At 74.0% G+C, this 21,510-nt stretch carries 15 protein-coding genes and 2 pseudogenes; 6 read left to right on the forward strand and 11 right to left on the reverse strand.

Going from position 1 to position 21,510, the window contains the following annotated elements; genetic code table 11:
- Positions 1-51: 51 nt before the first annotated feature.
- The 4 genes from lanKC (at position 52) to C4U03_RS04705 (ending at position 6,997) form a co-directional block, all read left to right on the forward strand.
- On the forward strand, positions 52-2,649 hold the full coding sequence (lanKC, locus tag C4U03_RS04690; RefSeq protein WP_103936408.1) for a class III lanthionine synthetase LanKC: 2,598 nt from the start codon (positions 52-54) through the stop codon (positions 2,647-2,649).
- Between the two features lie 5 nt (positions 2,650-2,654).
- Positions 2,655-2,771: a SapB/AmfS family lanthipeptide gene (locus C4U03_RS04695; RefSeq protein WP_103936409.1), complete on the forward strand. Its 117-nt coding sequence runs from the start codon at positions 2,655-2,657 to the stop codon at positions 2,769-2,771.
- Positions 2,772-2,867: 96 nt separating this feature from the next.
- Positions 2,868-4,541: an ATP-binding cassette domain-containing protein gene (locus C4U03_RS04700; RefSeq protein ID WP_103936410.1), complete on the forward strand. Its 1,674-nt coding sequence runs from the start codon at positions 2,868-2,870 to the stop codon at positions 4,539-4,541.
- A gap of 233 nt (positions 4,542-4,774) precedes the next feature.
- The gene (locus tag C4U03_RS04705) at positions 4,775-6,997 is read left to right on the forward strand and encodes an ATP-binding cassette domain-containing protein (RefSeq protein WP_235017643.1); all 2,223 of its coding nucleotides are present in this window, start codon (positions 4,775-4,777) and stop codon (positions 6,995-6,997) included.
- Here C4U03_RS04705 and C4U03_RS04710 read toward each other — a convergent pair.
- The 7 genes and pseudogenes from C4U03_RS04710 to hutH all read right to left on the reverse strand — a co-directional run.
- Positions 6,917-7,441 (reverse strand): annotated as a pseudogene (locus C4U03_RS04710) (response regulator transcription factor); the annotation flags it as partial. The gene C4U03_RS04705 and the pseudogene C4U03_RS04710 sit on opposite strands and share 81 nt — an antisense overlap.
- 346 nt (positions 7,442-7,787) lie before the next feature.
- Complete coding sequence (locus C4U03_RS04715) at positions 7,788-8,339, reverse strand: ferritin-like domain-containing protein (RefSeq protein WP_103936412.1); 552 nt, start codon at positions 8,337-8,339, stop codon at positions 7,788-7,790.
- A 35-nt stretch (positions 8,340-8,374) separates the two neighbouring features.
- Positions 8,375-9,556, reverse strand: coding sequence for an imidazolonepropionase (gene hutI, locus C4U03_RS04720; protein ID WP_103936413.1), 1,182 nt, complete (start codon positions 9,554-9,556; stop codon positions 8,375-8,377).
- Between the two features lie 121 nt (positions 9,557-9,677).
- Complete coding sequence (locus C4U03_RS04725) at positions 9,678-11,036, reverse strand: formimidoylglutamate deiminase (protein WP_103936414.1); 1,359 nt, start codon at positions 11,034-11,036, stop codon at positions 9,678-9,680.
- 10 nt (positions 11,037-11,046) lie between these two features.
- Entirely contained in the window at positions 11,047-12,258 is a 1,212-nt protein-coding gene (locus C4U03_RS04730; RefSeq protein WP_200827052.1) for an allantoate amidohydrolase, read from the reverse strand.
- Complete coding sequence (gene hutU, locus C4U03_RS04735) at positions 12,255-13,910, reverse strand: urocanate hydratase (RefSeq protein ID WP_103936416.1); 1,656 nt, start codon at positions 13,908-13,910, stop codon at positions 12,255-12,257. The genes C4U03_RS04730 and hutU overlap by 4 nt, the downstream gene beginning before the upstream one ends.
- A gap of 28 nt (positions 13,911-13,938) precedes the next feature.
- Positions 13,939-15,483: a histidine ammonia-lyase gene (gene hutH / locus C4U03_RS04740; RefSeq protein WP_103936417.1), complete on the reverse strand. Its 1,545-nt coding sequence runs from the start codon at positions 15,481-15,483 to the stop codon at positions 13,939-13,941.
- A gap of 92 nt (positions 15,484-15,575) precedes the next feature.
- On the opposite strand from hutH, the gene C4U03_RS04745 reads away from it, so the two are divergent.
- A complete protein-coding gene (locus C4U03_RS04745; RefSeq protein WP_103936418.1) occupies positions 15,576-16,343 on the forward strand; it encodes an IclR family transcriptional regulator in 768 nt (255 codons plus the stop codon).
- Positions 16,344-16,441: 98 nt separating this feature from the next.
- Here the strand turns inward: C4U03_RS04745 and C4U03_RS04750 are convergent, their stop codons facing one another.
- The 4 genes and pseudogenes from C4U03_RS04750 to C4U03_RS04765 all read right to left on the reverse strand — a co-directional run.
- Positions 16,442-17,362 carry an ABC transporter substrate-binding protein gene (locus C4U03_RS04750; protein ID WP_103936419.1) on the reverse strand — a complete coding sequence of 307 codons (921 nt, stop codon included), beginning with the start codon at positions 17,360-17,362 and terminating at the stop codon, positions 16,442-16,444.
- A gap of 83 nt (positions 17,363-17,445) precedes the next feature.
- Positions 17,446-18,135, reverse strand: coding sequence for an ABC transporter permease (locus C4U03_RS04755; protein ID WP_103936420.1), 690 nt, complete (start codon positions 18,133-18,135; stop codon positions 17,446-17,448).
- Positions 18,132-18,866, reverse strand: coding sequence for an ABC transporter permease (locus C4U03_RS04760; protein WP_103936923.1), 735 nt, complete (start codon positions 18,864-18,866; stop codon positions 18,132-18,134). Before C4U03_RS04760 ends, C4U03_RS04755 begins: the two co-directional genes overlap by 4 nt.
- A 71-nt stretch (positions 18,867-18,937) precedes the next feature.
- Positions 18,938-19,684 (reverse strand): annotated as a pseudogene (locus tag C4U03_RS04765) (ABC transporter ATP-binding protein); the annotation flags it as partial.
- 303 nt (positions 19,685-19,987) lie between these two features.
- Here C4U03_RS04765 and C4U03_RS04770 point away from each other — a divergent pair.
- A complete protein-coding gene (locus C4U03_RS04770; protein ID WP_103936422.1) occupies positions 19,988-21,469 on the forward strand; it encodes an aromatic amino acid ammonia-lyase in 1,482 nt (493 codons plus the stop codon).
- Positions 21,470-21,510: the final 41 nt, after the last annotated feature.

The following is a 21,510-nucleotide window of genomic DNA, read 5'->3' on the forward strand; positions in this document are numbered from 1 at the left end:
CTGCGAACCTCTTCCTCGGAACGCTTTCGCGACCGTACGAGAGGTTTTCCGGTGGACCAGCGATACGAGCTCTACTGCCTTACCGATCGGTTCTTCTATGACGCACCGAAGGTCACCAAGGCTACCGAGTTCGCGATCGCGTGCCGGTCTCTTCCCGACGGCTGGACCCAGGTTCCCGGCGACGAGTGGATGAATTACGAGCCGCCGGTCACCCGCATTCCGCCGCAGGGCTGGAAGGTGCACGTGTCCGGCTGCGCCGAAAGCGCCGACACCATTCTGGAACACACCTGGGACTACTGCGTGCCACGCGGAATCGCGTTCAAACATCTGCGCGGCCCGGGCACGCTGCGCATGCGCAACGCCAAATACGCGCCGCGGGGCGCCAGCGGCAAGCTGGTCACGATCTATCCGGCGGACGAGGACGAGCTGGCGCGGGTCCTCGACGGGCTGGGCCCGCTGGTGGCCGGCCTGCCCGGCCCCTACATCCTCAGCGACCTGCGCATCGGCGACGGCCCCCTGTACGTGCGGTACGGCGGGTTCGCCCGGCGGCGGTGCACCGACGAGCGGGGCGAGCTGGTCCCGGCGATGGAGAACGGGGACGGCGAGCTGGTGCCCGACCGGCGCGGCCCGGTGTTCACCGTTCCCGACTGGGTGACGCCGCCCCGCTGCCTGCTGCCGCACCTGGCCGCCCGGAGCGCCACCACCACCACGGAGCTGCCCTACCGGATCGAAAAGGCCCTGCATTTCTCCAACGGCGGAGGCGTGTACGCGGGCACCGACACCCGCACCGGAAAAGAGGTCATCCTCAAGGAGGCGCGGCCCCACGCGGGGCTGGCCGCCGACGGCGCCGACGCCGTGGCCCGGCTGCAGCACGAACGGGACATGCTGGAGCGGCTGGCGGGCATCGACGGGGTGCCGGCCGTGCTCGACTACTTCACCCTGGGCGAGCACCACTTCCTGGTGCAGGAACGCATCGAGGGACGCACCCTCAACACGTTCTTCGCCGAGCGCCACCCGCTGCTCGATCCCGAACTGGACCCCGGCAAGGTGGCGGGCTACACCTCCTGGGCACTGCGCATCCACGAGGGCGTCGAGCGACTGATCGACGCCGTCCACGCCCGCGGCGTCGTCTACAACGACCTGCACATGTTCAACATCATGGTGCGGCCGGACGACTCGGTGGCGCTGATCGACTTCGAGGTGGCCGCGCCGGCCGTCGCGCGCTCCCGGCAGACCCTGGCCAACCCGGCCTACCAGGCCCCGCCCGACCGGCGCGGCGTCGAGGTGGACCGCTACAGCCTGGCCTGCCTGCGGCTGGCCCTGTTCCTGCCGATGACCACGCTGTTCACCCAGGACCGGCACAAGGCCCGGCAGCTCGCCGAGGTGATCGCCGAGCACTTCCCGGTGCCGCAGGGCTTCCTGGACAAGGCGGTCGCGGAGATCACCCGGGACCTGGAGCCGCGGTGGACCCGCCCGCGGTTCACCCCGGACCGGCCCGGCTGGGAGGCCGCCCGCACCGCGCTCGGTGACGCCATCCGCGCCGCCGCCACGCCCGAGCGTCCCGACCGGCTGTTCCCCGGCGACATCGCCCAGTTCGCCGGCGCCTCGCTGGGCATGGCGCACGGCGCCGCCGGCGTCCTGTACGCGCTCGACGCGGTCGGGGCCGGGCGCGACGCCGCGCATGAGGAGTGGCTTGCCCGCAAGGCCGCCGACCCGCCGCAGGGCACCGGCCTCGGCTTCTACGACGGGCTGCTGGGCGCCGCCTACACGCTGGCCTCGTTCGGGCACATCGACGCCGCGCTCACCGCGGTGTCGCACAGCCTGAAGGAGAAGTGGGAACGCCTCGGCCTGGACCTGTACGGGGGCCTGCCCGGCTTCGCGCTGGTGCTCGACCACCTCGCGGACGTCACCAGCGAGCGGTCGCTGCGCCAGACCGGATGGCGGGCGGCCGAGCTGGTGATCTCCCGGATGGGCGACCTGGGCAGGACCCGGCCCGGGTTCCTGTACGGCGGCGCCGGCATCGCCCTGATGTTCCTGCGGCTGTACGAGCGGACGGGCGAGGCGTCCCTGCTGGCCCACGCCGCGACGGCGCTCCGCCACGACCTGGCGTCCTGCCGGCGCGACCGCAACGACGCCCTCCAGGTGGACGACGGGTCCAAGCTGCTGCCCTACATCGACAAGGGCAGCGTCGGCATCGGCCTGGTCATCGACGAGTACCTGGCGCTCGGCCCGGACGACGAGGCCGCCGCCGAGTTCGTCGAGGCGCGCGAGGGCATCCGGCTCGCAGCCAGAGCCCTGTACTACGCGCAGCCGAGCCTGCTGCGGGGCCGCGCCGGGATGGTGCTCCATCTGAGCCGGCAGGACCCGGCCGACCCGGTCGTGGCCCGCCATGTCGAGAGCCTCGCCTGGCACGCCATCCCCTACCGGCAGGGGCTGGCCTTCCCCGGCGACCAGCTCTACCGGCTGTCCTGTGACCTGTCCACCGGCACCGCCGGGGTGCTCCTGGCGCTTGGCGCCGCCCTGGCCGACACCCCGGTGGATCTGCCGTTCCTGCGGGCGCGGGCTCTCCCGCCGATCCCGGGCACGGCCGACCGACTCCCCGTGCGGACCGCCACGGGGCCCACCTCTATCCAGCCCGAAAGGGGGTGACAGACATGGCGCTTCTGGACCTTCAGGGAATGACGGTCGAGAACGGCGGAGGCGACGACAGCAGCGTGAGCCTGCTGCTGTGCGACAAGCACAGCTCGCACAGCACCATCCTCTGCCTCTGACCGGCTAGCCCGGACGGCCGGTGGCCGCGGGAGCCACGCCTCCGCCTACGGGCGGCGGGCCGGCCCCCGCGGCCACTCGGCCATTGGGAGGACTTCATGCCCCGGACCGACACCGCCGACCGCCTGCTGCTGCGCACCACCCGGCGCGGCGGCGGCTGGGTCGTGGTGCTCGCGGTCGCCGCGCTGGCGGACGCGGCGGCCACCGTGCTGCTGCCCGCCGCGCTGGGCCTGGCGGTGGACGACGTGCTGACCCCCGGGCCGCCTGGCCGCGCCGTCTGGCTGTGCGCCGGGCTGGTCCTGGTCTCGGCGGCCACCGACATCGTGATGGAGCCGGCGACCGGGGCCGGCACCGCCCGCGCGACGGCCTGGCTGCGGCACACGTTCGTCCGCCACGTGCTGGCCATGGGCCCCGCGCATCGGCTGGACCCCGGCGATGTGACCAGCCGGGTGGTGGGCGGCGCCGCCGAGGCCGGGATCGCCCCGGTGGCCGTGGTCCGCGCCGCCGTCGCGGTGCTGCCGCCGGTGGGGGCGGTGGTGGCCCTGATGCTGATCGACTGGCGGATCGCGGTGGCGCTCGCGGTGGCGCTGCCGCTGCCGGTGCTGGTGCTGCGCACGTTCGTACGGGACGTCACCGGCTCCGTACGGCGCTATCTGGACGTTCAGGGGGCGATGGCGGCCCGGCTGGCGGAGGCGCTGCGCGGGCTGCGGACGATCGCCGCCGCGGGCACCGCGGAGCGCGAGGCCCGCCGCGTCCTGGCCCCCCTTCCCGAGCTGCGACGCGAGGGCGAGGACATCTGGCGGGTACAGGGCGCCATCGGGGCGCGCGGCCTGGTGGTGGTGCTGCTGCTGCAGGTGGTGGTGCTGGCGGTGGCCGGGCTGGAGCTGGCGGCGCAGCGGATCACCGCGGGCGAGCTGGTCGCCGCCGGACGGTACGCGGCGCTGGCCGCGGGGCTGGGACCCATCGCCACACATCTGGGCCGGATCGGTCGGGCGCGCGGGGCCGCCGCGCGGGCCGCCGAGATCCTGGGGCGTCCCGCCCCCGTCCACGGCGACCGGGAGCTGCCGCCGGGCCCGGGCACGTTGGAGTTCCGCCGGGTGGGCGCGGGCGGGGTGCTCCGCGAGGTGGACCTGCTCGTCGCGGGCGGAACGGCCGTCGCGGTGGTCGGGCGGTCCGGGTCGGGCAAGTCGCTGCTGGCGGCGCTGGCCGGGCGGCTGGCCGATCCGGACACCGGCGAGGTGCTGCTGGACGGCGTGCCGCTGCACCGGCTGAGCCGGACGGCACTGCGCGACGCGGTCGGGTACGCGTTCGCCCGGCCGCACCTGTTCGGCGAGACCGTGCTGGAGGCCGTGGGCTTCGGTGCGCCCGGGGCGCCGGAGGGGTTCCTGCGGCACGCGGCGGTCACCGCCTGCGCCGACTCGTTCGTCCGCCGGCTGCCGTCCGGCTACGCCACCGCAATGCCCGACGCCCCGCTGTCGGGCGGGGAGGCGCAGCGGCTGGGCCTGGCCCGCGCGTTCGCGCACGGCGGGCGGCTGCTCATCCTCGACGACGCCACCTCCAGCCTGGACACCGCCACCGAACTGGAGATCGGCCGTGCCCTGTTCGGCGCGCTGGCCGGCCGCACCCGTCTGATCACCGCGCACCGCGCCGCCACGGCGGCACGCGCCGACCTGGTGGTGTGGCTGGACGGCGGCGGCGTCCGCGCCGTGGGCACGCATGCCGGGCTGTGGCGTGACCCGCACTATCGAGCCGTCTTCGGAGAGCACTCATGAGCGGGCCGGAAGAGCACACGAGCCGGGCACCGGCGGGCGGGCGCGGACGGTTCGGGCGGAGGAGCGCGCGCCGACGGGGGAACACACGCCGGCGTGAGGCCGCCCGCCGAACCGCCCGCGGACCACTGAGCGCGGCAGAGCGGTCCGGCGGGAGGGAGCGGGAGAGAAGGCGGGGGCGCACCCCGAACCGGGGAGCGCGGACGAACGCGCGGCGGCAGGTGCCCCGGATCCTGGTGCGCACGCTCGTCCAGACCACCCGGCGGCGGCCCCGCGCGACGCTGCGGCTGGCCGCCTGGTCGCTGGTCGAGGTCGTGCCGACCATGCTGCTGGGCCTGGTCGTCGCCCACGCGGTGGACGCGTTCCAGGCGGGCCGCACCGGGCATGCGCTGGCCTGGCTGGGCGGGCTGGCAGCGGCCGGGCCGGTGGGGGCGCTGGGCTACCGGCGGCTGTACGCGGCGCTCGCGGCGGTCGTCGAGCCGTTCCGCGACGAGCTGGTCCGCACGGTGGTGGACGGGGCGCTGCGGTCGCCGTCCGGGCGGCCCGACACCGGGGCGGTGGCCCGGCTGACCCACCAGGTGGAGATCGTCCGCGACACCTTCGCCGGGGTGTTGATGGTGGTGCGCGGGTTCGTGTTCAGCGTGGCGGCGGCGCTGGTGGGGCTGCTGACGCTGGCCCCGGCCGTGCTCGGGCTGGTGGTGCCGCCGCTGCTGCTCGGGCTGCTGCTGTTCGGCGCGATCGTCCCGGCGGCGGCGGCGCGGCAACGCGAGCTGATCCTCGGCGAGGAGCGGATCGCCGAGCTGACCACCGCGCTGACCGAGGGGCTGCGCGACGTGGTGGCCTGCGGTGCCGAGGACCGGATCGCCGCCCAGGCGGGCCGGGCCGTCGACGCCCAGGCGGCGGCGACCCGCGCGGTGGCCCGATTGGCCGGGGTACGCATGGCCGCGCTGGCGGTGGGCGGCTGGCTGCCGGTGCTGCTGATCCTGGCGGCCGGGCCCTGGCTGACCCGGCACGGCGCCACCGCCGGCACGGTCGTCGGCGCGGTCACCTACGTGCTGCAGGGCCTGCAACCGGCGTTGAACAGCCTGGTCCAGGGAGTGGGCGGCAGCGGCCTGCGCCTAGCGGTCACCCTGACCCGCATCCTGGAGACCGCCGAGCGCACCCACCCGGCACCCGTCACCGCCCCTGCCGGGCAGATGCGGACCGCCCCGCCCGCAACGTCCCAGGACGGCGCGACACCACCCCATGAGGACAAACGGACCCGGCCGGCGGCTGCCCCGGCCCATGCCGAGCCACCCAAAACCGGTCCGATCCCGGCAGCTCAGAACGGCTCAACGGCCGGTGCCGAGAACAGGGAGACCCGACCGGCGGCCACCCCGACCCATGCCGAGCTGCCGGGAGCCGGTCCGATCCCGGTGACCCGAAACGGCTCAACGGCCGGTGCCAAGGACGGGGAGACCCGGCCGGCGGTCGCCCCGGCTCATGCCGGGCTGCCGGAGGCCGGGTCGGCCTCGGTGGCGGGTGGCGGTCCGGGGGCCTGGGGGCGGCCGACGGTCGTCACGGCTGCCGCTCGCGTTCCGGGGGCGGGTGGTCCGCCGCGGTCCGGGGCGGGGGTCGAGGTGCGGCTGGCGGGGGTGGGCTTCGCCTACGGGGAGCGGGCCGAGCCGGTGATCGAGGGGCTGGATCTGGTGGTGCCCGCCGGTGGGCATCTGGCGGTGGTGGGGCCGAGCGGGACCGGCAAGTCGACGCTGGCCGCGCTCGTCGCCGGGATGCTGGTGCCCGGTGCGGGGACGGTCCTGGTCGGGGGGCGACCGCCGGGCGATCCGCGGACGCGGGTGCTGATCCCGCAGGAGGCGTACGTGTTCGACGGGACGCTCCACGACAACCTGACCTACCTGGCCCCACAGGCCGGTGACGCGGCGGTGGTGCGGGCGGTGGACGAGATCGGGCTGTCGGTCCTCGCCCAGCGGATCGGCGGGTATGGCGGCCGGGTCGACCCGGCCGCGCTGTCGGCGGGCGAACGCCAGCTCATCGCGCTGGCCCGGGCCTATCTGGCGGCGGCGCCGCTGACCATCTTGGACGAGGCGACCTGCCATCTCGATCCGGCCGCCGAGGCGCGGGCCGAGCGGGCCTTCGCCCGGCGTCCCGGCACCCTAATCGTGATCGCGCACCGGATGACCTCGGCGCTGCGGGCTCCCCGGGTCCTGCTGCTGGACGGCGCCCGCGCCTGGCAGGGCGGGCATGCCGAGTTGCTGGAGCGGTCGGCCCGCTACCGGGACCTGTTCGGGCACTGGCGGTCACAGCCAGCCGGCGGACTCGGCAATCCGGATGGCGTGCACCCGGTTGCGGGCGCCGATCTTGCGGTTGATGCGGGACAGATGGTTGCGGACGGTCCCGATGGTGAGCACCAGTGTGTCGGCGATCTGCGCGGCCGAAGCCCCCTCCCCCGCCAGCCGTAGCACCTCCAGCTCGCGCGGGGTCAGCGGGCTGTCGGCGGCGGCCAGTTCGGCGAACGCCAGGTCGGCGTCGATGACCCGTTCGCCCGCCGCCACCCGGCGCAGCCCCCCGGTCAGGGTGTCCGGCGAGGTGCCCTTGAGCACGAACCCGGCGGCGCCCGCCGCGGCGGCCCGGCGCAGGTCGCCGGGCCTGCCGCGGTCGGCCATCAGCACCGCCGCGCAGTCCGGCAACTGGTCGCGCAGCCTGCGGACCAGGGTGAACGCGTCGGCCTGGGCGCCCTCCACCCCGATCAGGGCGATGTCCGGATGGACCTCGCAGGCCGTCGGGACCAGCTTCTCGGCCTCGTCGACGGCACCCACGACCGCGAAGTCGTTGTGGTCCTCCAAAAGTGCGACGAGCCCGCCGCGCAACAACGACAGTTCTTCCACGATCAGGACCCGAATCATGGTCGCCCTTCCCTGATCACGATGAGATCGTCAGCCCGGAGTGAGCGCGCGGCGGGATAGGGAACACTCACTTGGGCGACAAGGCGGTCACGACATTTGTCTCGGCGAATTAATGACGGGGATGCACCGATTGTGAGGATCGACACCATGGTCGGAGCAGCCGTCATCCGCCACCCCCCGATCACGATCCATACGCACCCTGACAACGCCGTCAAACAATCACCACATAGCGTGAGTGAATACTATCGATGCGTCAAGTGAGGCGCAGGGAATGTTTCACTACCGGGCCGGGTAAAACTCGGCGCCACAGCCGAAACCGGGCGCCGAGCCTGGCCGTAATTTGTGCTCACCCGCCCCGGTTCAAGTCCGCCGGCAGCCGTTCCAGCAGACTGCGCAGATCGTCGGCGTGCTCCTCCTCCTGCGCCAGGATCCGCTCGAACAGCCGCCTGGTGGTGGGGTCGCCGTCGCCCAGCCACTGCGCGATCTCGGTGTAGGAGGCGATGGCCACCCGCTCGGCCACCAGATCCTCCTTGATCATCTCGACCAGGTCCGTGCTCTGGTCGTACTCCGCATGCGCCCGGGTGGCCAGGGTGTCGGGGTTGTAGTCGGGCTCGCCGCCGAGCTGCACGATCCGTTCGGCCAGCCAGTCGGCGTGCTGCTGCTCCTCCTGGGCGTGCTCGAGGAACTCGGCGGCCACCGATTCGGCGTGGATGCCGGTGGCGGTGTAGTAGTGCCGCTTGTAACGCAGAGTGCAGACGATCTCGGTGGCCAGGGCCTCGTTGCAGACCTGGATCACGCGCGGCAGGTCGGCCCCGTAGGCCACGGTGATCGGGCCCTTGTCGATCTCCTGCCGGGCCCGCTCCCGCAGTGTCTTGACGTCGGTCAGGAACTCCGCCATGTCGTTACCCTCCGTAGTTGGGAAGCAGAGGCCACTTACCCGGGCTGCGGAGATCTAACGCGCACCCCCGTTTTCCAGACATCCGTAACCTGCGGAACGCCTGGTCGGTAGGCCAGGTGGAGGTACGAGGGCGCGTCGAGCACCAGCACGTCCGCCCGCGCGCCGACGCCGAGCCGGCCCACGTCGGTGCGGCGCAGCGCCCGCGCGCCGCCGGCCGTCGCCGACCACACCGCCTCCTCGGGCGTCATGCGCATGTCCCGGACCGCGACCGCGATGCAGAACGGCATGCTGGAGGTGTAGCAGGACCCGGGGTTGCAGTCGGTGGCCAGCGCCACCGTCACGCCCGCGTCGACGAGCCGCCGCGCGTCCGGATACGGCTGCCGGGTGGAGAACTCCACCCCGGGCAGCAGCGTGGCCACCGTGCCGGAGCCCGCCAGCGCCGCCACGTCCTCGTCGGTCAGGAACGTGCAGTGGTCGGCCGACGCCGCCCCGTACTCCACCGCCAGCGCCACCCCGGGGCCGTACCCGAGTTGGTTGGCGTGCAGCCGGGGGGTGAGCCCGGCCTTGACGCCCGCCTCCAGCACCGTCCGGGTCTGCTCCTCGTCGAACGCCCCCCGCTCGCAGAACACGTCGATCCACCGGGCGTGGGGCGCGCAGGCCGCCAGCATCTCCGACGACACCAGCCGCACGTACCCGCCGGAGTCGTCGGCGTACTCCGGCGGCACCACGTGCGCCCCCAGGAACGTGACCTCGTCGGCGACCTCCGCGGCCAGCCGCACCGCCCGCGCCTCGTCGGCGACGGTCAGGCCGTACCCGGACTTGCACTCCACCGTGGTGGTCCCCTGCCGGGCCATCTCGTCGACCAGCCGCCGCAGGTTGGCGCGCAGCTCGTCGTCGGTGGCGGCCCGCGTCCTGGCGACGGTCGTGCGGATCCCGCCCGCCGAGTACGGCCGCCCGCTCATCCGCGCGGCGAACTCCTCGGCCCGCTCCCCCGCGAACACCAGATGCGCGTGGGAGTCCACGAACCCAGGCAGCACCGCCCGCCCGGCGGCGTCGTACACCTCGTCGGCCGCCGGCGCCCGCCCGGCAGGCCCCACCCAGGCCACCTTCCCCTCGTCCAGGACCAGCGCGGCGTCTCGGACGATCCCGAGCGGGCCGTCCCCGAGCTCCGGCTCGTTGGTGACCAGTTCCCCGATGTCGTCGATCAGCGTGCTCACGTGTTCAGCACCTCATTCCAGTCGATGGCCCGCGCGGCACGCCGCGTTCGGTCGTCCGCGACGCCGGCCTGACGGTCGAGGAGTTCCCGGCCCTGCTGCCCTGAGGCACGCGGAGCGGGCCTCATTCCCCGGGTCCCGCCGTGGTCAGTTCGGTGATGGCGGTGTGCAGGGCCGCAGGGACGTCCGGGACGAGCAGGTGGCGGCCGTCACGGACGATGGGACGGCCGGAGACGACGACGTGGCGGACGTCGGCGGCGGTGGCGGCGAAGACCACCGACTCGGCGGCGAACTCCGCGGTGGTGCCGGCGGTGCGCACCGAGTCGAGGGCGACGGTCACCAGGTCGGCGTAGGCGCCCGGCTCCAGCCGGCCCGCCTCTGGCCAGCCCAGCGCGGAGTGGCCGTTCCAGGTCGCCGCCGCCAGCAGCGCGCCCGCCGACCAGTGGCCGCGCCGGTGGGTGCGCAGCCGCTCGTCCAGCTCGACGGCGCGGGCCTCCTCGAACAGGTCGATGATGGCGTGCTGGTCGGAGCCCAGGCTCAGCTCGGCGCCGGCGTTCACCAGGTCGCGGGCCGGGCCTATGCCGTCGGCCAGGTCCCGTTCGGTGGTGGGGCACATGCACACGCCGGTCATGGTGGTGCCCAGCACCCTGATGTCCTCGTCGTCGAGGTGGGTGGCGTGGACGGCGACGGTGAGCGGGCCCAGCGCGCCGGCGTCGGCCAGCAGCCGGGTGGGGCTCGTGCCGTACGCCTGCCGGCACGCCTCGTTCTCGGCGGGCTGCTCGGACAGGTGGACGTGGAGGGGGGCGCGGCGGTCCCTGGCCCAGGCGGCGACCGCGTGGATCTGCTCGCGCGGCACCGCCCGGACGGAGTGGACGGCGGCGCCGATCCGCGCGTGCGAGCGGCCGTTCTTGCCGACGGCGCCGTGCAGGGCGTCGACGCGGCGCTGCCAGTTGCCCGCCGACCCGTCGCCGAAGCGGAGCTGGGGGCCCTGCAGGGGACGTCCGATGCCGCCGGTGAGGTAGCAGGCGTCCAGCAGGGTGATCCGGATGCCCGCATCGGCGGCGGCGGCGATCAGCGCCTCGCCCATCGCGTTGGGATCGTCGTAGGGGGCGCCGCCCGGCCGGTGGTGCAGGTAGTGGAACTCGCCGACGACGCTGATCCCGGCCAGCGCCATCTCCGCGTAGACGGCCCTGGCCAGCGCCCGGTACGAGCCGGGGTCGAGCCGGCCGGCGACCGCGTACATCTGCTCGCGCCAAGTCCAGAAGTCGCCGCGTTCGGCGTGCGAACGGCCCCGCAGCGCCCGGTGGAAGGCATGGGAGTGGGCGTTGGCCAGGCCCGGCAGCGTCAGGCCGGGCAGGCGTTCGGCGTCCGGCGGGGCCGGGACGCCGGGGCGGACCGTGGCGAACCGCTCCCCGTCGGCCTCGATGAGCACATCGGCGGCCACCTCGTCCCCGAGCCAGGCGAGCTCGGCATGCCATCGCATATCGATTCCTTTACCCGCCGGTCAGGTCTTTGAGCACAGCCGCCAGCGCCGTCACGCCCGCCAGGCAGTCGCCGGTCTCGGCGTGCTCGGCGGGGGCGTGGGACACCCCGGTCGGGTTGCGCACGAACAGCATGGCGGTGGGGACACGGGCGGACAGCACTCCCGCGTCGTGCCCGGCCCCGGTGGGCAGCACCGGGGCCGGCTCCGCCGAGCGGGCCTGCCCGCCCACGACGAGCGCGAGCCGGTCGCGCAGGGCGTGGTCGAAGCCGACGATCTCGGTGTAGGACTCCTCGGCGAGGTCGACGGTGACGCCGTGCTCGGCCGCGGCCCGCCGCGCGGCCTCGGCGATCTCCTCGACGGTGCGCCGTACGGCGTCGTCGGTCGGGCCGCGCGCGTCCAGCCAGGCGGTGACCGACGACGGGATGGCGTTGACGCCGCCCGGCACGACGGTGACCTTGCCGACCGTGGCGACGCTGTCGTTGCCGGCGGCGCTGCGCCGGGCGGCCAGCACCGTGTGGGCGAACGGGAGCATCGGGTCGCGCCGGTCGGCGAGCAGGGTGGTGCCGGCGTGGTTGCCCTCGCCGGTGAAGTCCAGCCGCCAGCGTCCGTGCGGGATGATCGCGCTGGCCACCCCCACCGGCTCCCGCAGCGCCCGGCCCTGCTCGACGTGGAGTTCGACGAAGCAGCCGATCCGGCCGAGCAGTCCCTCGTCCGGGCCGATCGCCGCCGGGTCGAGCCCGTGCTCGGCGATGACCTCGCCGAACGTACGGCCGTCGCCGTCGCGCAGGCCCCGCGCCCGGGACGGGTCGATGGCGCCGGTCAGCAGGCGCGAACCCAGGCAGGCGACACCGAAGCGGGCGCCCTCCTCCTCGGCGAAGACCGCCACGCCGATCGGCCGCCGCGGCGTGAAACCCGCGGCGCGCAGGCGGTCGATCGCCGCCAGCGCCGACACCACGCCCAGCGGGCCGTCGAAGGCGCCGCCGCCCGGGACGGAGTCCAGGTGCGAGCCGGTCAGCACGGCCGGGCCCGAGCCGGCGTCCCACCAGGCGAACAGGTTGCCGTTGGGATCGTGCTCGATCCGCAGGCCGCGCCGCCGGGCCTCGTCGGTGAACCAGGCCCGGCAGTCCAGCTCCGGCGGCGTCCAGGCGAACCGGTGGTAGCCGCCGGTCCAGGCGTCGCGTCCGACGGGCAGCAGCGCCGCCCACATCTCCTCAAAGCTCACTCGCCCGCCATCGGGACGCGGACGCCGCGCTCGGCGGCGACCTCGGCGGCGCGGTCGTAACCGGCGTCCACGTGCCGCATCACACCGGTGCCAGGGTCGTTGGTCAGCACCCGGGCCAGCTTCTCGGCGGCCAGTGGGGTGCCGTCGGCCACGCAGACCTGGCCGGCGTGGATGGAGCGGCCGATGCCGACGCCTCCACCGTGGTGGATCGACACCCAGGACGCGCCGGAGGCGGTGTTGAGCATCGCGTTCAGCAGCGGCCAGTCGGCGATCGCGTCGGACCCGTCGGCCATCGCCTCGGTCTCCCGGTAGGGGCTGGCCACGCTGCCCGCGTCGAGGTGGTCACGGCCCAGCACGATCGGCGCGCTGACCTCCCCGCGCGCCACCAGGTCGTTGAACACCGCCCCGGCCCTGTCGCGCTCCCCGTAGCCGAGCCAGCAGATCCGCGCGGGCAGGCCCTGGTAGTGCACCTTCTCCCCGGCCATCCTGATCCACCGGGTCAGCGGCTCGTTGTCGGGGAACAGCTCGCAGATCGCCCGGTCGGTGCGGGCGATGTCCTTGGGGTCGCCCGACAGCGCCGCCCAGCGGAACGGGCCCTTGCCCTCGCAGAACAGCGGCCGGATGTAGGCGGGCACGAAGCCGGGGAAGTCGAAGGCCCGCGCGTAGCCGGCCAGCCGGGCCTCACCGCGGATCGAGTTGCCGTAGTCGAAGACCTCCGCCCCGGCGTCGGCGAAGCCGACCATGGCCTCCACGTGCGCGGCCATCGACTCGCGGGCCCGGCGGACGAAGCCCTCGCGGTCCTTGTCGCGCTCGGCGGCCATGTCCGCGAAGGCGATGCCGAGCGGCAGGTAGGCCAGCGGGTCGTGGGCGGAGGTCTGGTCGGTGACGATGTCGATCGGGGCGCCCCGGCGCAGCAGTTCCGGCACCACGTCGGCGGCGTTGCCCAGCACCCCGATCGACAGCGGCCGCCGCTCGGCCCTGGCCTGCTCGGCCATGCGCAGCGCCTCATCCAGGTCGTCGGCCCGTACGTCGCAGTAGCGGTGCTCGACCCGACGGTCGATGCGGGACGGGTCGCACTCGACGCAGATCGCCACGCCGCCGTTCATGGTGACGGCCAGCGGCTGGGCGCCGCCCATGCCGCCGAGCCCGGCGGTCAGCGTGATGGTCCCGGCCAGCGAGCCGCCGAACCGCTTGGCGGCCACGGCGGCGAACGTCTCGTAGGTGCCCTGCAGGATGCCCTGGGTGCCGATGTAGATCCACGAGCCGGCGGTCATCTGCCCGTACATGGTCAGCCCGGCGGCCTCCAGGCGGCGGAACTCCTCCCAGGTGCCCCACTGCGGCACCAGGTTGGAGTTGGCGATCAGTACGCGCGGCGCCCACTCGTGGGTGCGGAAGATCCCGACCGGCTTGCCGGACTGGACGAGCAGCGTCTCGTCGCCCTCCAACTCCCGCAGCGAACGGACGAGGGCGTCGAAGGAGGCCCAGTTGCGGGCGGCGCGCCCGGTGCCGCCGTAGACCACCAGCTCGTCGGGGTGCTCGGCGACCTCTGGGTCCAGGTTGTTCATCAGCATCCGCAGCGCGGCCTCCTGGGGCCACCCCTTGGCGCTGAGCGAGGTGCCGCGCGGAGCGCGTACGGGACGGGGTCCGGACATGTGCTTCTCCTCGGGTCTGCGCGACGGTCTAGGCGAGCGGGCCGGTGACGGTCTCGGCGGCGGCCAGTAGCGCGCCGTCCTGGACGAGCCGGACGGCGCTTTCGATCTCGGGGGCCAGATGGCGGTCGGGGCCGGGCGGCGGGACGTGCTCGCGCAGCGCGGCGACCACGGCGGCGGTGGCCGGGCCGGGGCGCAGCGGGGCGCGCAGTTGCAGTGCGCGGGCGGCGGTGAGGATCTCGACGGCGAGCACCCGGTGCAGGCCGTCGAGGGAGCGGCGCAGCTTGCGGGCGGCGTTCCAGCCCAGCGAGACGTGGTCCTCCTGCATGGCCGAGCTGGGGATGGAGTCCACCGAGGCGGGCGTCGCCAGCCGCTTGAGCTCGGAGACGATCCCGGCCTGGGTGTACTGGGCGATCATGTGGCCGGAGTCCACCCCGGGGTCGTCGGCCAGGAATGCCGGCAGGCCGTGCGAGCGGGCCCGGTCCAGCATCCGGTCGGTGCGCCGCTCGGACATGGACGCCACGTCGGCCGCCGGGATCGCCAGGAAGTCCAGCACGTAGGCGATCGGGGCGCCGTGGAAGTTGCCGTTGGACTCCACCCGCCCGTCCGGTAGCACCACCGGGTTGTCCACTGCCGCGGCCAACTCCCGGGAGGCCACCAGCTCGGCGTGCGCCAGGGTGTCGCGGGCGGCGCCGTTGACCTGCGGGGAGCAGCGCAGCGAGTAGGCGTCTTGAACGCGGGTGCAGTCCGGGCCGCGGTGCGACTCCATGATCTGCGAGCCGGCGAGCAGGGCCCGCAGGTTGGCCGCGGACGCCGCCTGGCCGGGATGCGGGCGCAGGTCCTGCAGGTCGGCGGCGAAGACCCGGTCGGTGCCCAGCAGCGCCTCCACGCTCATCGCGGCGGCGAGGTCGGCGTGCTTGAGCAGCCTCCGCAGGTCGCGCAGCGCCAGCACGAGCATGCCGAGCATCCCGTCGGTGCCGTTGATCAGGGCCAGCCCCTCCTTGGCGCCGAGCGTGACCGGCTCGACGCCCGCCTCCGCCAGCGCCTGGGCGGCGGGCTTGAGCTCCCCGGCGGCGTCCCGGACCGGGCCCTCGCCGAGCAGGGCCAGCGCCACGTGCGACAGCGGGGCCAGGTCGCCGGAGCAGCCCAGGCTGCCGTACTCGTGGACGACCGGGGTGATGCCCGTGTTGAGCAGGGCGGCCAGCGTCCGCGCGGTGGCGGGCCGGACGCCGGTCCGGCCGCTGGCCAGGGTGCGCAGCCGCAGCAGCATCATGGCCCGCACCACCTCCCGCTCGACCTCCGGTCCCGAGCCGGCGGCGTGCGAACGGACGATGTTGAGCTGGAGCCGGGCCCGCAGCTCCGCGGGGATGTGCCGGGTCGCCAGCGCGCCGAACCCGGTGGACACCCCGTAGACGGGGGTCGGCCGGGCGGCCAGCTCCTCGATGTGCGCCCTGGCGGCGGCCATGGCGTCGAGGGCCCCGTCGGTGAGCGTGACCGGCGCGTCCTCCCGCGCCACTGCCACGACCTGGTCGAACGTCAACGGATCGGGCCCGACCTGGACGTCCTTGTCCCCCATGCTGATGCTCATACCCACCATTGGAACCGGCCGGGCGCCCCGCCCACAGGGCCTGCGTGGCCGTTGTGTCTCGGATCCGAGACAATGGGGGGATGAGTCAGGTCCCGGCCGCGCGGCGGACGCTGGCGGTGCTGCGGCTGCTGGCGTCCTCGGCCGGGCCGATGCCGGCCCCGGCGATCGCCCGGGAGCTGGGGCTGCCGCGCTCGTCTGCCTACCACCTGCTGCGCGAGATGGCCGCCGACGGCTTCGTGGTCTACCTGCCGGAGGAACGGCTGTGGGGGCTGGGCGTGGCCGCCTTCGAGATCGGCTCGGCCTACCTGCGGCAGGGTCCGCTGGAACGGCTGGGCCGGCCGCCGCTGCGCCGCCTGGTCGACCGGACGGGCGAGATCGCCCAGCTCGGGGTGCTGCACGGGGCCGAGACCCTCTACCTGCTCAAGGAGCAGCCGCCCCGCCATGACACCCTGGTCACCGACGTGGGCGTGCGGATGCCCGCCCCGCTGACCGCCAGCGGCCGGTCGATCCTGGCGTACCTGCCCGCCGCCCAGGTCCGGGCGCTGTTCCCGGGGCCGCTGGTCAACCGCACCGGCCGGGGCCCGGCCTCGCTGCGGGAGCTGCGCCGGGTCCTCGGCGAGGACGCCCGGCGCGGCTGGTCGGTGGAGGACGGCCTGGTCACCGAGGGCTTCGCCAGCATCGCCGCGTGCGTGTTCGACCATGTCGGCCATCCCACGGCGGCGGTCACCGTGACGTTCCGCCGCGCCGGACGCCCGGAGGACACCTGGCCGGACCTGGCCGCCCTGGTACGCGCCACCGCCGCCGAGATCACTCGCCGCCTCGGCGGCAGAGACCCCGCACGCCCATGACCGCGCGCCGCCCCGGCGCTCCGGGGCGCGAAGCCCGGCCCGGACAGGGAAAAGCCCCGCCGTGAGGGCGTCACGGCGGGGCGCTGGAGCGGGAGACCCTAGATGAGGCCCTGCTTCTTGAGCCACTCCTGGGCGACGTCCTCGGGGTCGAGCTTCTGCTCGGCCATCTGGCCGTTCATGGCCAGCAGGTCCGCGGTGGTGAGCTTGGCCGACACGGCATTGAGGGCGGCGCGGGCGGTCTCGTTCACCTTGGACTTGTAGACCAGCGGCACCACGTTCTGGGCGCCGAAGACGTTCTCGGGGTCTTCCAGCGCCACGAAGCCGTTCTTGGCGATGGCCGGGTCGGTGGTGAACAGGTTGGCGGCCTGCACCTGGCCCTTGCTCAGGTTGGACACGGTGATCGGCCCGGCGGTGTCCAGCGACTTGAACTGCTTGAACTTCAGGCCGTAGACCTCCTGCAGGCCGACCATGCCCTGCCGGCGGGTCTTGAACTCCGGCGGCCCGCCAACGACCATGTCCCCGGCCACGTCCTTGAGGTCGGCGATGGTCTTGAGGCTGTGCTTGCGGGCAGTGTCGCCGGTCACCACGAGGGCGTCCTTGTCCTCGGCCTGCGAGGCGTTAAGGATCTCCAGCTCGGGCGGCAGCTTCTCCTTGAGGGCGGCGTCCACCTCTTGGGTGGTGGAGGCCTTGTTGCCCTGGTCGACCCGCTCCAGCAGGGCCCCGTTGTACTCGGGGAACACCTGGATGGAGCCGCCGGCCACCTGGCCGTAGTAGACCTCACGGGCGCCGATCTTGAACTTGCGCTCGACCTTGATGTCCTTGGCCTCCAGCGCCTGCGCGTAGATCTCGCCGAGCAGCTCGCTCTCGGGGAAGTCCGCCGACCCGACCACGAGGGTCTGCGACCCGCCGCCGCCCGCGCCGCCGCCGCCGAGGGGGTCGTCGTCGCCACCGCCGCCGCAGGCGCTGAGTGCCAGCGCGGCGGCCAGGGTGAGCGCCGCGCCCCGTATGATCCGGATCATTGTCGGTTCCTTCCTCGGGGATTGCCTCGGGGATTGCGTCAGGGATTGCGTCGGAGATTGCCTCGGGTGCGTCCGCGGGCGACTCATCCCCGGGCCCGTACGCCGGGCGAGACGGTCAGCCGGGACACCCCCGCGAACACGAACTGGGTGGCCACCGCCAGCACGATCACCAGGATCGCGCCGCCGGCCATGCTGTCGTAGTCCTGCCGGGCGTAGCCGTCGACGATGTAGCGGCCCAGCCCGCCGAGCCCGACGTAGGCGGCGATGGTGGCGGTGGAGATGATCTGAATCATCGCGGTGCGCATGCCCAGCAGGATCAGCGGCATCGCCACCGGCAGCTCCACCCGCAGCAGCACCTGCGGGCCGCGCATGCCCATCCCCTCGGCGGCGTCCCGCAGCCCCGGCTCGACCTGCCGCACCCCGGCGTAGGTGTTCACCAGGACGGCCGGAACGGCCAGCACGACCAGCGGGATCAGGATGGGGACCAGGTCGCCGGCGGAGGTGAGGATGACCGCCAGGATCAGCAGGCCCAGCGTCGGCAGCGCCCGCGCGGCGTTGGCCGAGGAGGTGACCAGGAAGCCGGTCAGGCCCGCCAGCCGCCCCCGCCGCACATGCCCCAGCACCAGGCCGGCGGGCAGCGCGATCAGCACGGTGATGGCAAAGCCCAGCAGGGAGTACCAGACGTGCTCCAGCAGCCGGGCGGGGATGCCGTCGGGACCGCTCCACTGCTGCGCGCGGGTGAACCACTCCAGCGCGCCGAGGATGGCGTTCACCGCTCGCCCCCGGCGGTGACGAGCGTCTTCTCCTGTGCCCTGCGGGCCTTGCGGCCGCCGCTTCCGGCGCGCTCCCACGGGGTGAGCAGGCGCTGGATGAGCAGCAGCAGCATGTCCGACACCAGCGCCAGCGCGATGATCGCCACGATGCCGACGACGATGGGGGTCGGGAAGTCGCGTTTGAGTCCGGTGGTGAACAGCTCGCCGAGCCCGCCGATGCCGATCAGCGAGCCCACACTGACCAGGCTGATGTTGGAGACGGTGGCCACCCGCAGCCCGGCCATCACCACCGGGATCGCCAGCGGCAGCTCCACCCGCACCAACCGGCGCAGCGGGCCGAACCCCATGGCCACCGCCGCCTGCCGGACATGGGCGGGCACCGAGTGCAGCCCATCCACCACGCTGGGCACCAGCACCGACAGCGTGTAGGCGGCCAGCGGGATGATCACCGTCGAGTACGTCAGGCCGGTGAAGGCGACCAGCACCACGAACAGCGCGATGGCCGGGACCGCGTACAGCACGCTGGTGGCGGCGAGCACGGCCGGGTAGACGCGGCGCCAGCGGGCGCAGGCGATGCCCAGCGGCAGCGCGACCACCAGTCCCAGCAGGACCGGGGTGAACGACAGGATCAGGTGCTCGCGCAGCGCCTCGGCGATGTCGTCGCCGAGGTTGCGCTCGATCCAGTCCCACCGGATCAGCGGCTCCGCCTCGGAGGCGAGCACCGCGGTCAGCGGGCTCACCGATCCGCCGCCACGGTCGCCTCGTCGGTGCCGGCGCCGGCCTCCTCGGCGTCCAGCTCCTGGAAGAAGCGCAGCCGCCTGATGCCGCGCGACCCGCCCAGGAAGTCCCGTACGAAGTCGTCGGCGGGCTCGCTCAGCAGTTCGTCGGGGGTGGCGTACTGGGCCAGCGTGCCGCCGACGGCGAAGACGGCGATGCGGTGGCCGAGCCGGACCGCCTCGTCGATGTCGTGGGTGACGAAGACGATGGTCTTCTCCAGCTCGGCCTGCAGCCGCAGGAACTCCTCCTGCAGGCCGGCCCGCACGATCGGGTCCACCGCGCTGAACGGCTCGTCCATCAGCATGATCGGCGGGTCGGCGGCCAGCGCCCGGGCCACCCCGACCCGCTGCTGCTGTCCGCCGGACAGCTGGGCGGGGTAGCGGTCGGCCAGCGAGCGGTCCAGGCCCACCCGGTCCATCAGCTCGCGGGCCCGCTCACGGGCCTTCCTCTTGTCGTGGCCCAGCAGGAACGGCACGGTGGCGATGTTGTCCACGATGGTGCGGTGCGGGAACAGCCCGGCCTGCTGGATCACGTACCCGATGCCGCGGCGCAGCGTCGGCGGGTCGATGTCGCGCACGTCACGGCCGTCGATGGCGACCGTCCCCTCGGTGGGGTCCACCATCCGGTTGATCATGCGCAGCGTGGTGGTCTTGCCGCACCCCGAGGGGCCGACCAGCACGGTGATCTGTCCGGTGGGGATCTGCAGGTCCAGACGGTCGACGGCCACGGTCCCGTCGGGATACCGCTTGGTCACGCCCGCAAAGGTGATCAAACGCTCTCACGTCCTCGGGGCGTCGGGAAACGCCGGTCGCTGCGTGCTCGGGGTCGGATCGGTCGTTCGGACATGTGTTCTACCCAACCAGACCACCGTGCCACACTGGACGGTGGTGGTGTCGGGCACACTAAATCCACCATAGCGACCTTTTTTGTGTGGAAACCACCGCACTCCGCCCGCTGACGACCGAATCGTTATCGGCACGCGCCCGCCGGCCGCGCGGCACAATGTCCGATATCACAATGTCCGGTATGTCGTCCGCCGGGTCGCGGACGGACACCGGGGAGGGAGCGCGGACGGGTGAGCGGCAGCCGGATCGTCATCGACGGCGCCGGGCTGACGTGCGCCCAGGTCGCCCGGGTGGCGCGCGAGGAAGTCACGGTGGTGGCCGGCCGCGCCGGCGTGGAACGTGCCAGGACGGCCTGGCACGTGGCCCGGGAGGTCACCGCCGCGCAGCCGGTGTACGGGCGCACCACGGGGGTCGGCGCCAACCGCCTGGTGAACGTCGAGTGGGAGCCGGAGGAGGCCGAGGGGGCCGACACGCACGGGCTGCGGCTGCTGCGCAGCCACGCGGCCGGGGCCGGCCCGCTCATCGCCCCGGAGTCGGCGCGGGCGATGCTGGCCGTGCGGCTCAACCAGATCGCGGCCGGCGGCTCCGGGGTCGACCCGGGGGTGCTCGGCGCGCTGGCCGACGCGCTCAACCTGGGGCTGGTGCCGCCCGTCCCGGTGTACGGGGCGATCGGCACCGGGGACCTGACCGCCCTGGCCTCGACCGCGCTGTGCCTGCTGGGCGAGCGTTCCTGGCTGGCCACCGGGGACGAGGGGGTACGACGCGGGCCGGGATTCGCGCTCAGGTCCTCCGACGCGCTGGCGTTCATCAGCTCCAACGCCGCCACGCTGGGCGAGGCCGCGCTGGCCGTGACCGATCTGCACACCCTGCTGTCGGCCTCGACGGTGGTCGCCGCCCTGTCCCTGCACGCGGTCCGCGGGTCGGTCGAGCCCTACGCGCCGGCCGTCCACGAGGCGTGCCCGCACCCCGGGCAGCAGCAGGTCGCCGCCGCGATGCGGGCGCTGCTGGCCTGGGAGCGGCCGGTCCCCGTCCGGATCCAGGACCCCTACGGCTACCGGGCGTTCCCACAGGTGCACGGCCCGGCGGTGGACGCGGCGGCCCACGCCGAGCGGACCGTCTCCCTGGAGATCAACGCCGCTGCCGAGAACCCCCTGGTCGACGTGGTGGCGCGCACGGTCTGGCACAACGGCAACTTCCACACCGCCTATGTGGGGCTGGCGCTGGACGCCGCCCGCGCCGCCCTGTTCCAGACCGCCGCGCTGTCGGCGGCCCGGCTGGGCACCCTGGTGGAGCCGTCCTTCACCGGCCTGTACCCATTCCAGGCGGCCACCGACGTCAGCTCCGGGATCATGATCCTGGAGTACGTGGCGCACTCGGCGATCGGCGACATCCGCCGGCTCGGTGGCCCGGCGGCGCTGGGCAGCGCGGTGCTGTCGCGGGGGGTCGAGGAGCACGCGGGGTTCTCCACCCAGTCCGCCCGCGCCACCACCGAGGCCGTCGCCGGCTACCGCATCGCCCTGGGTTGCGAGTTGGTCGCCGCCGTCCGCGCGCTGCGCATGCAGGGCCGCCCGCCGTCCGGCGGCCCGCTGCGCGAGGCCTACGACCTGGCCGCCGGCACGCTGGACGCCAGGGTCGAGGACCGCCCGCTGGACGCCGACATCGCCACCGCCGCCGACCTGCTCCCCCGCCTGGCCCGTCTGCTGCCCGCCTGACCCGCCTGCCACCGCCCGACCGACCTGCTCCCCGCCTGGCC

Source organism: Thermomonospora echinospora (assembly GCF_900108175.1).
GTDB lineage: Bacteria > Actinomycetota > Actinomycetes > Streptosporangiales > Streptosporangiaceae > Thermomonospora > Thermomonospora echinospora.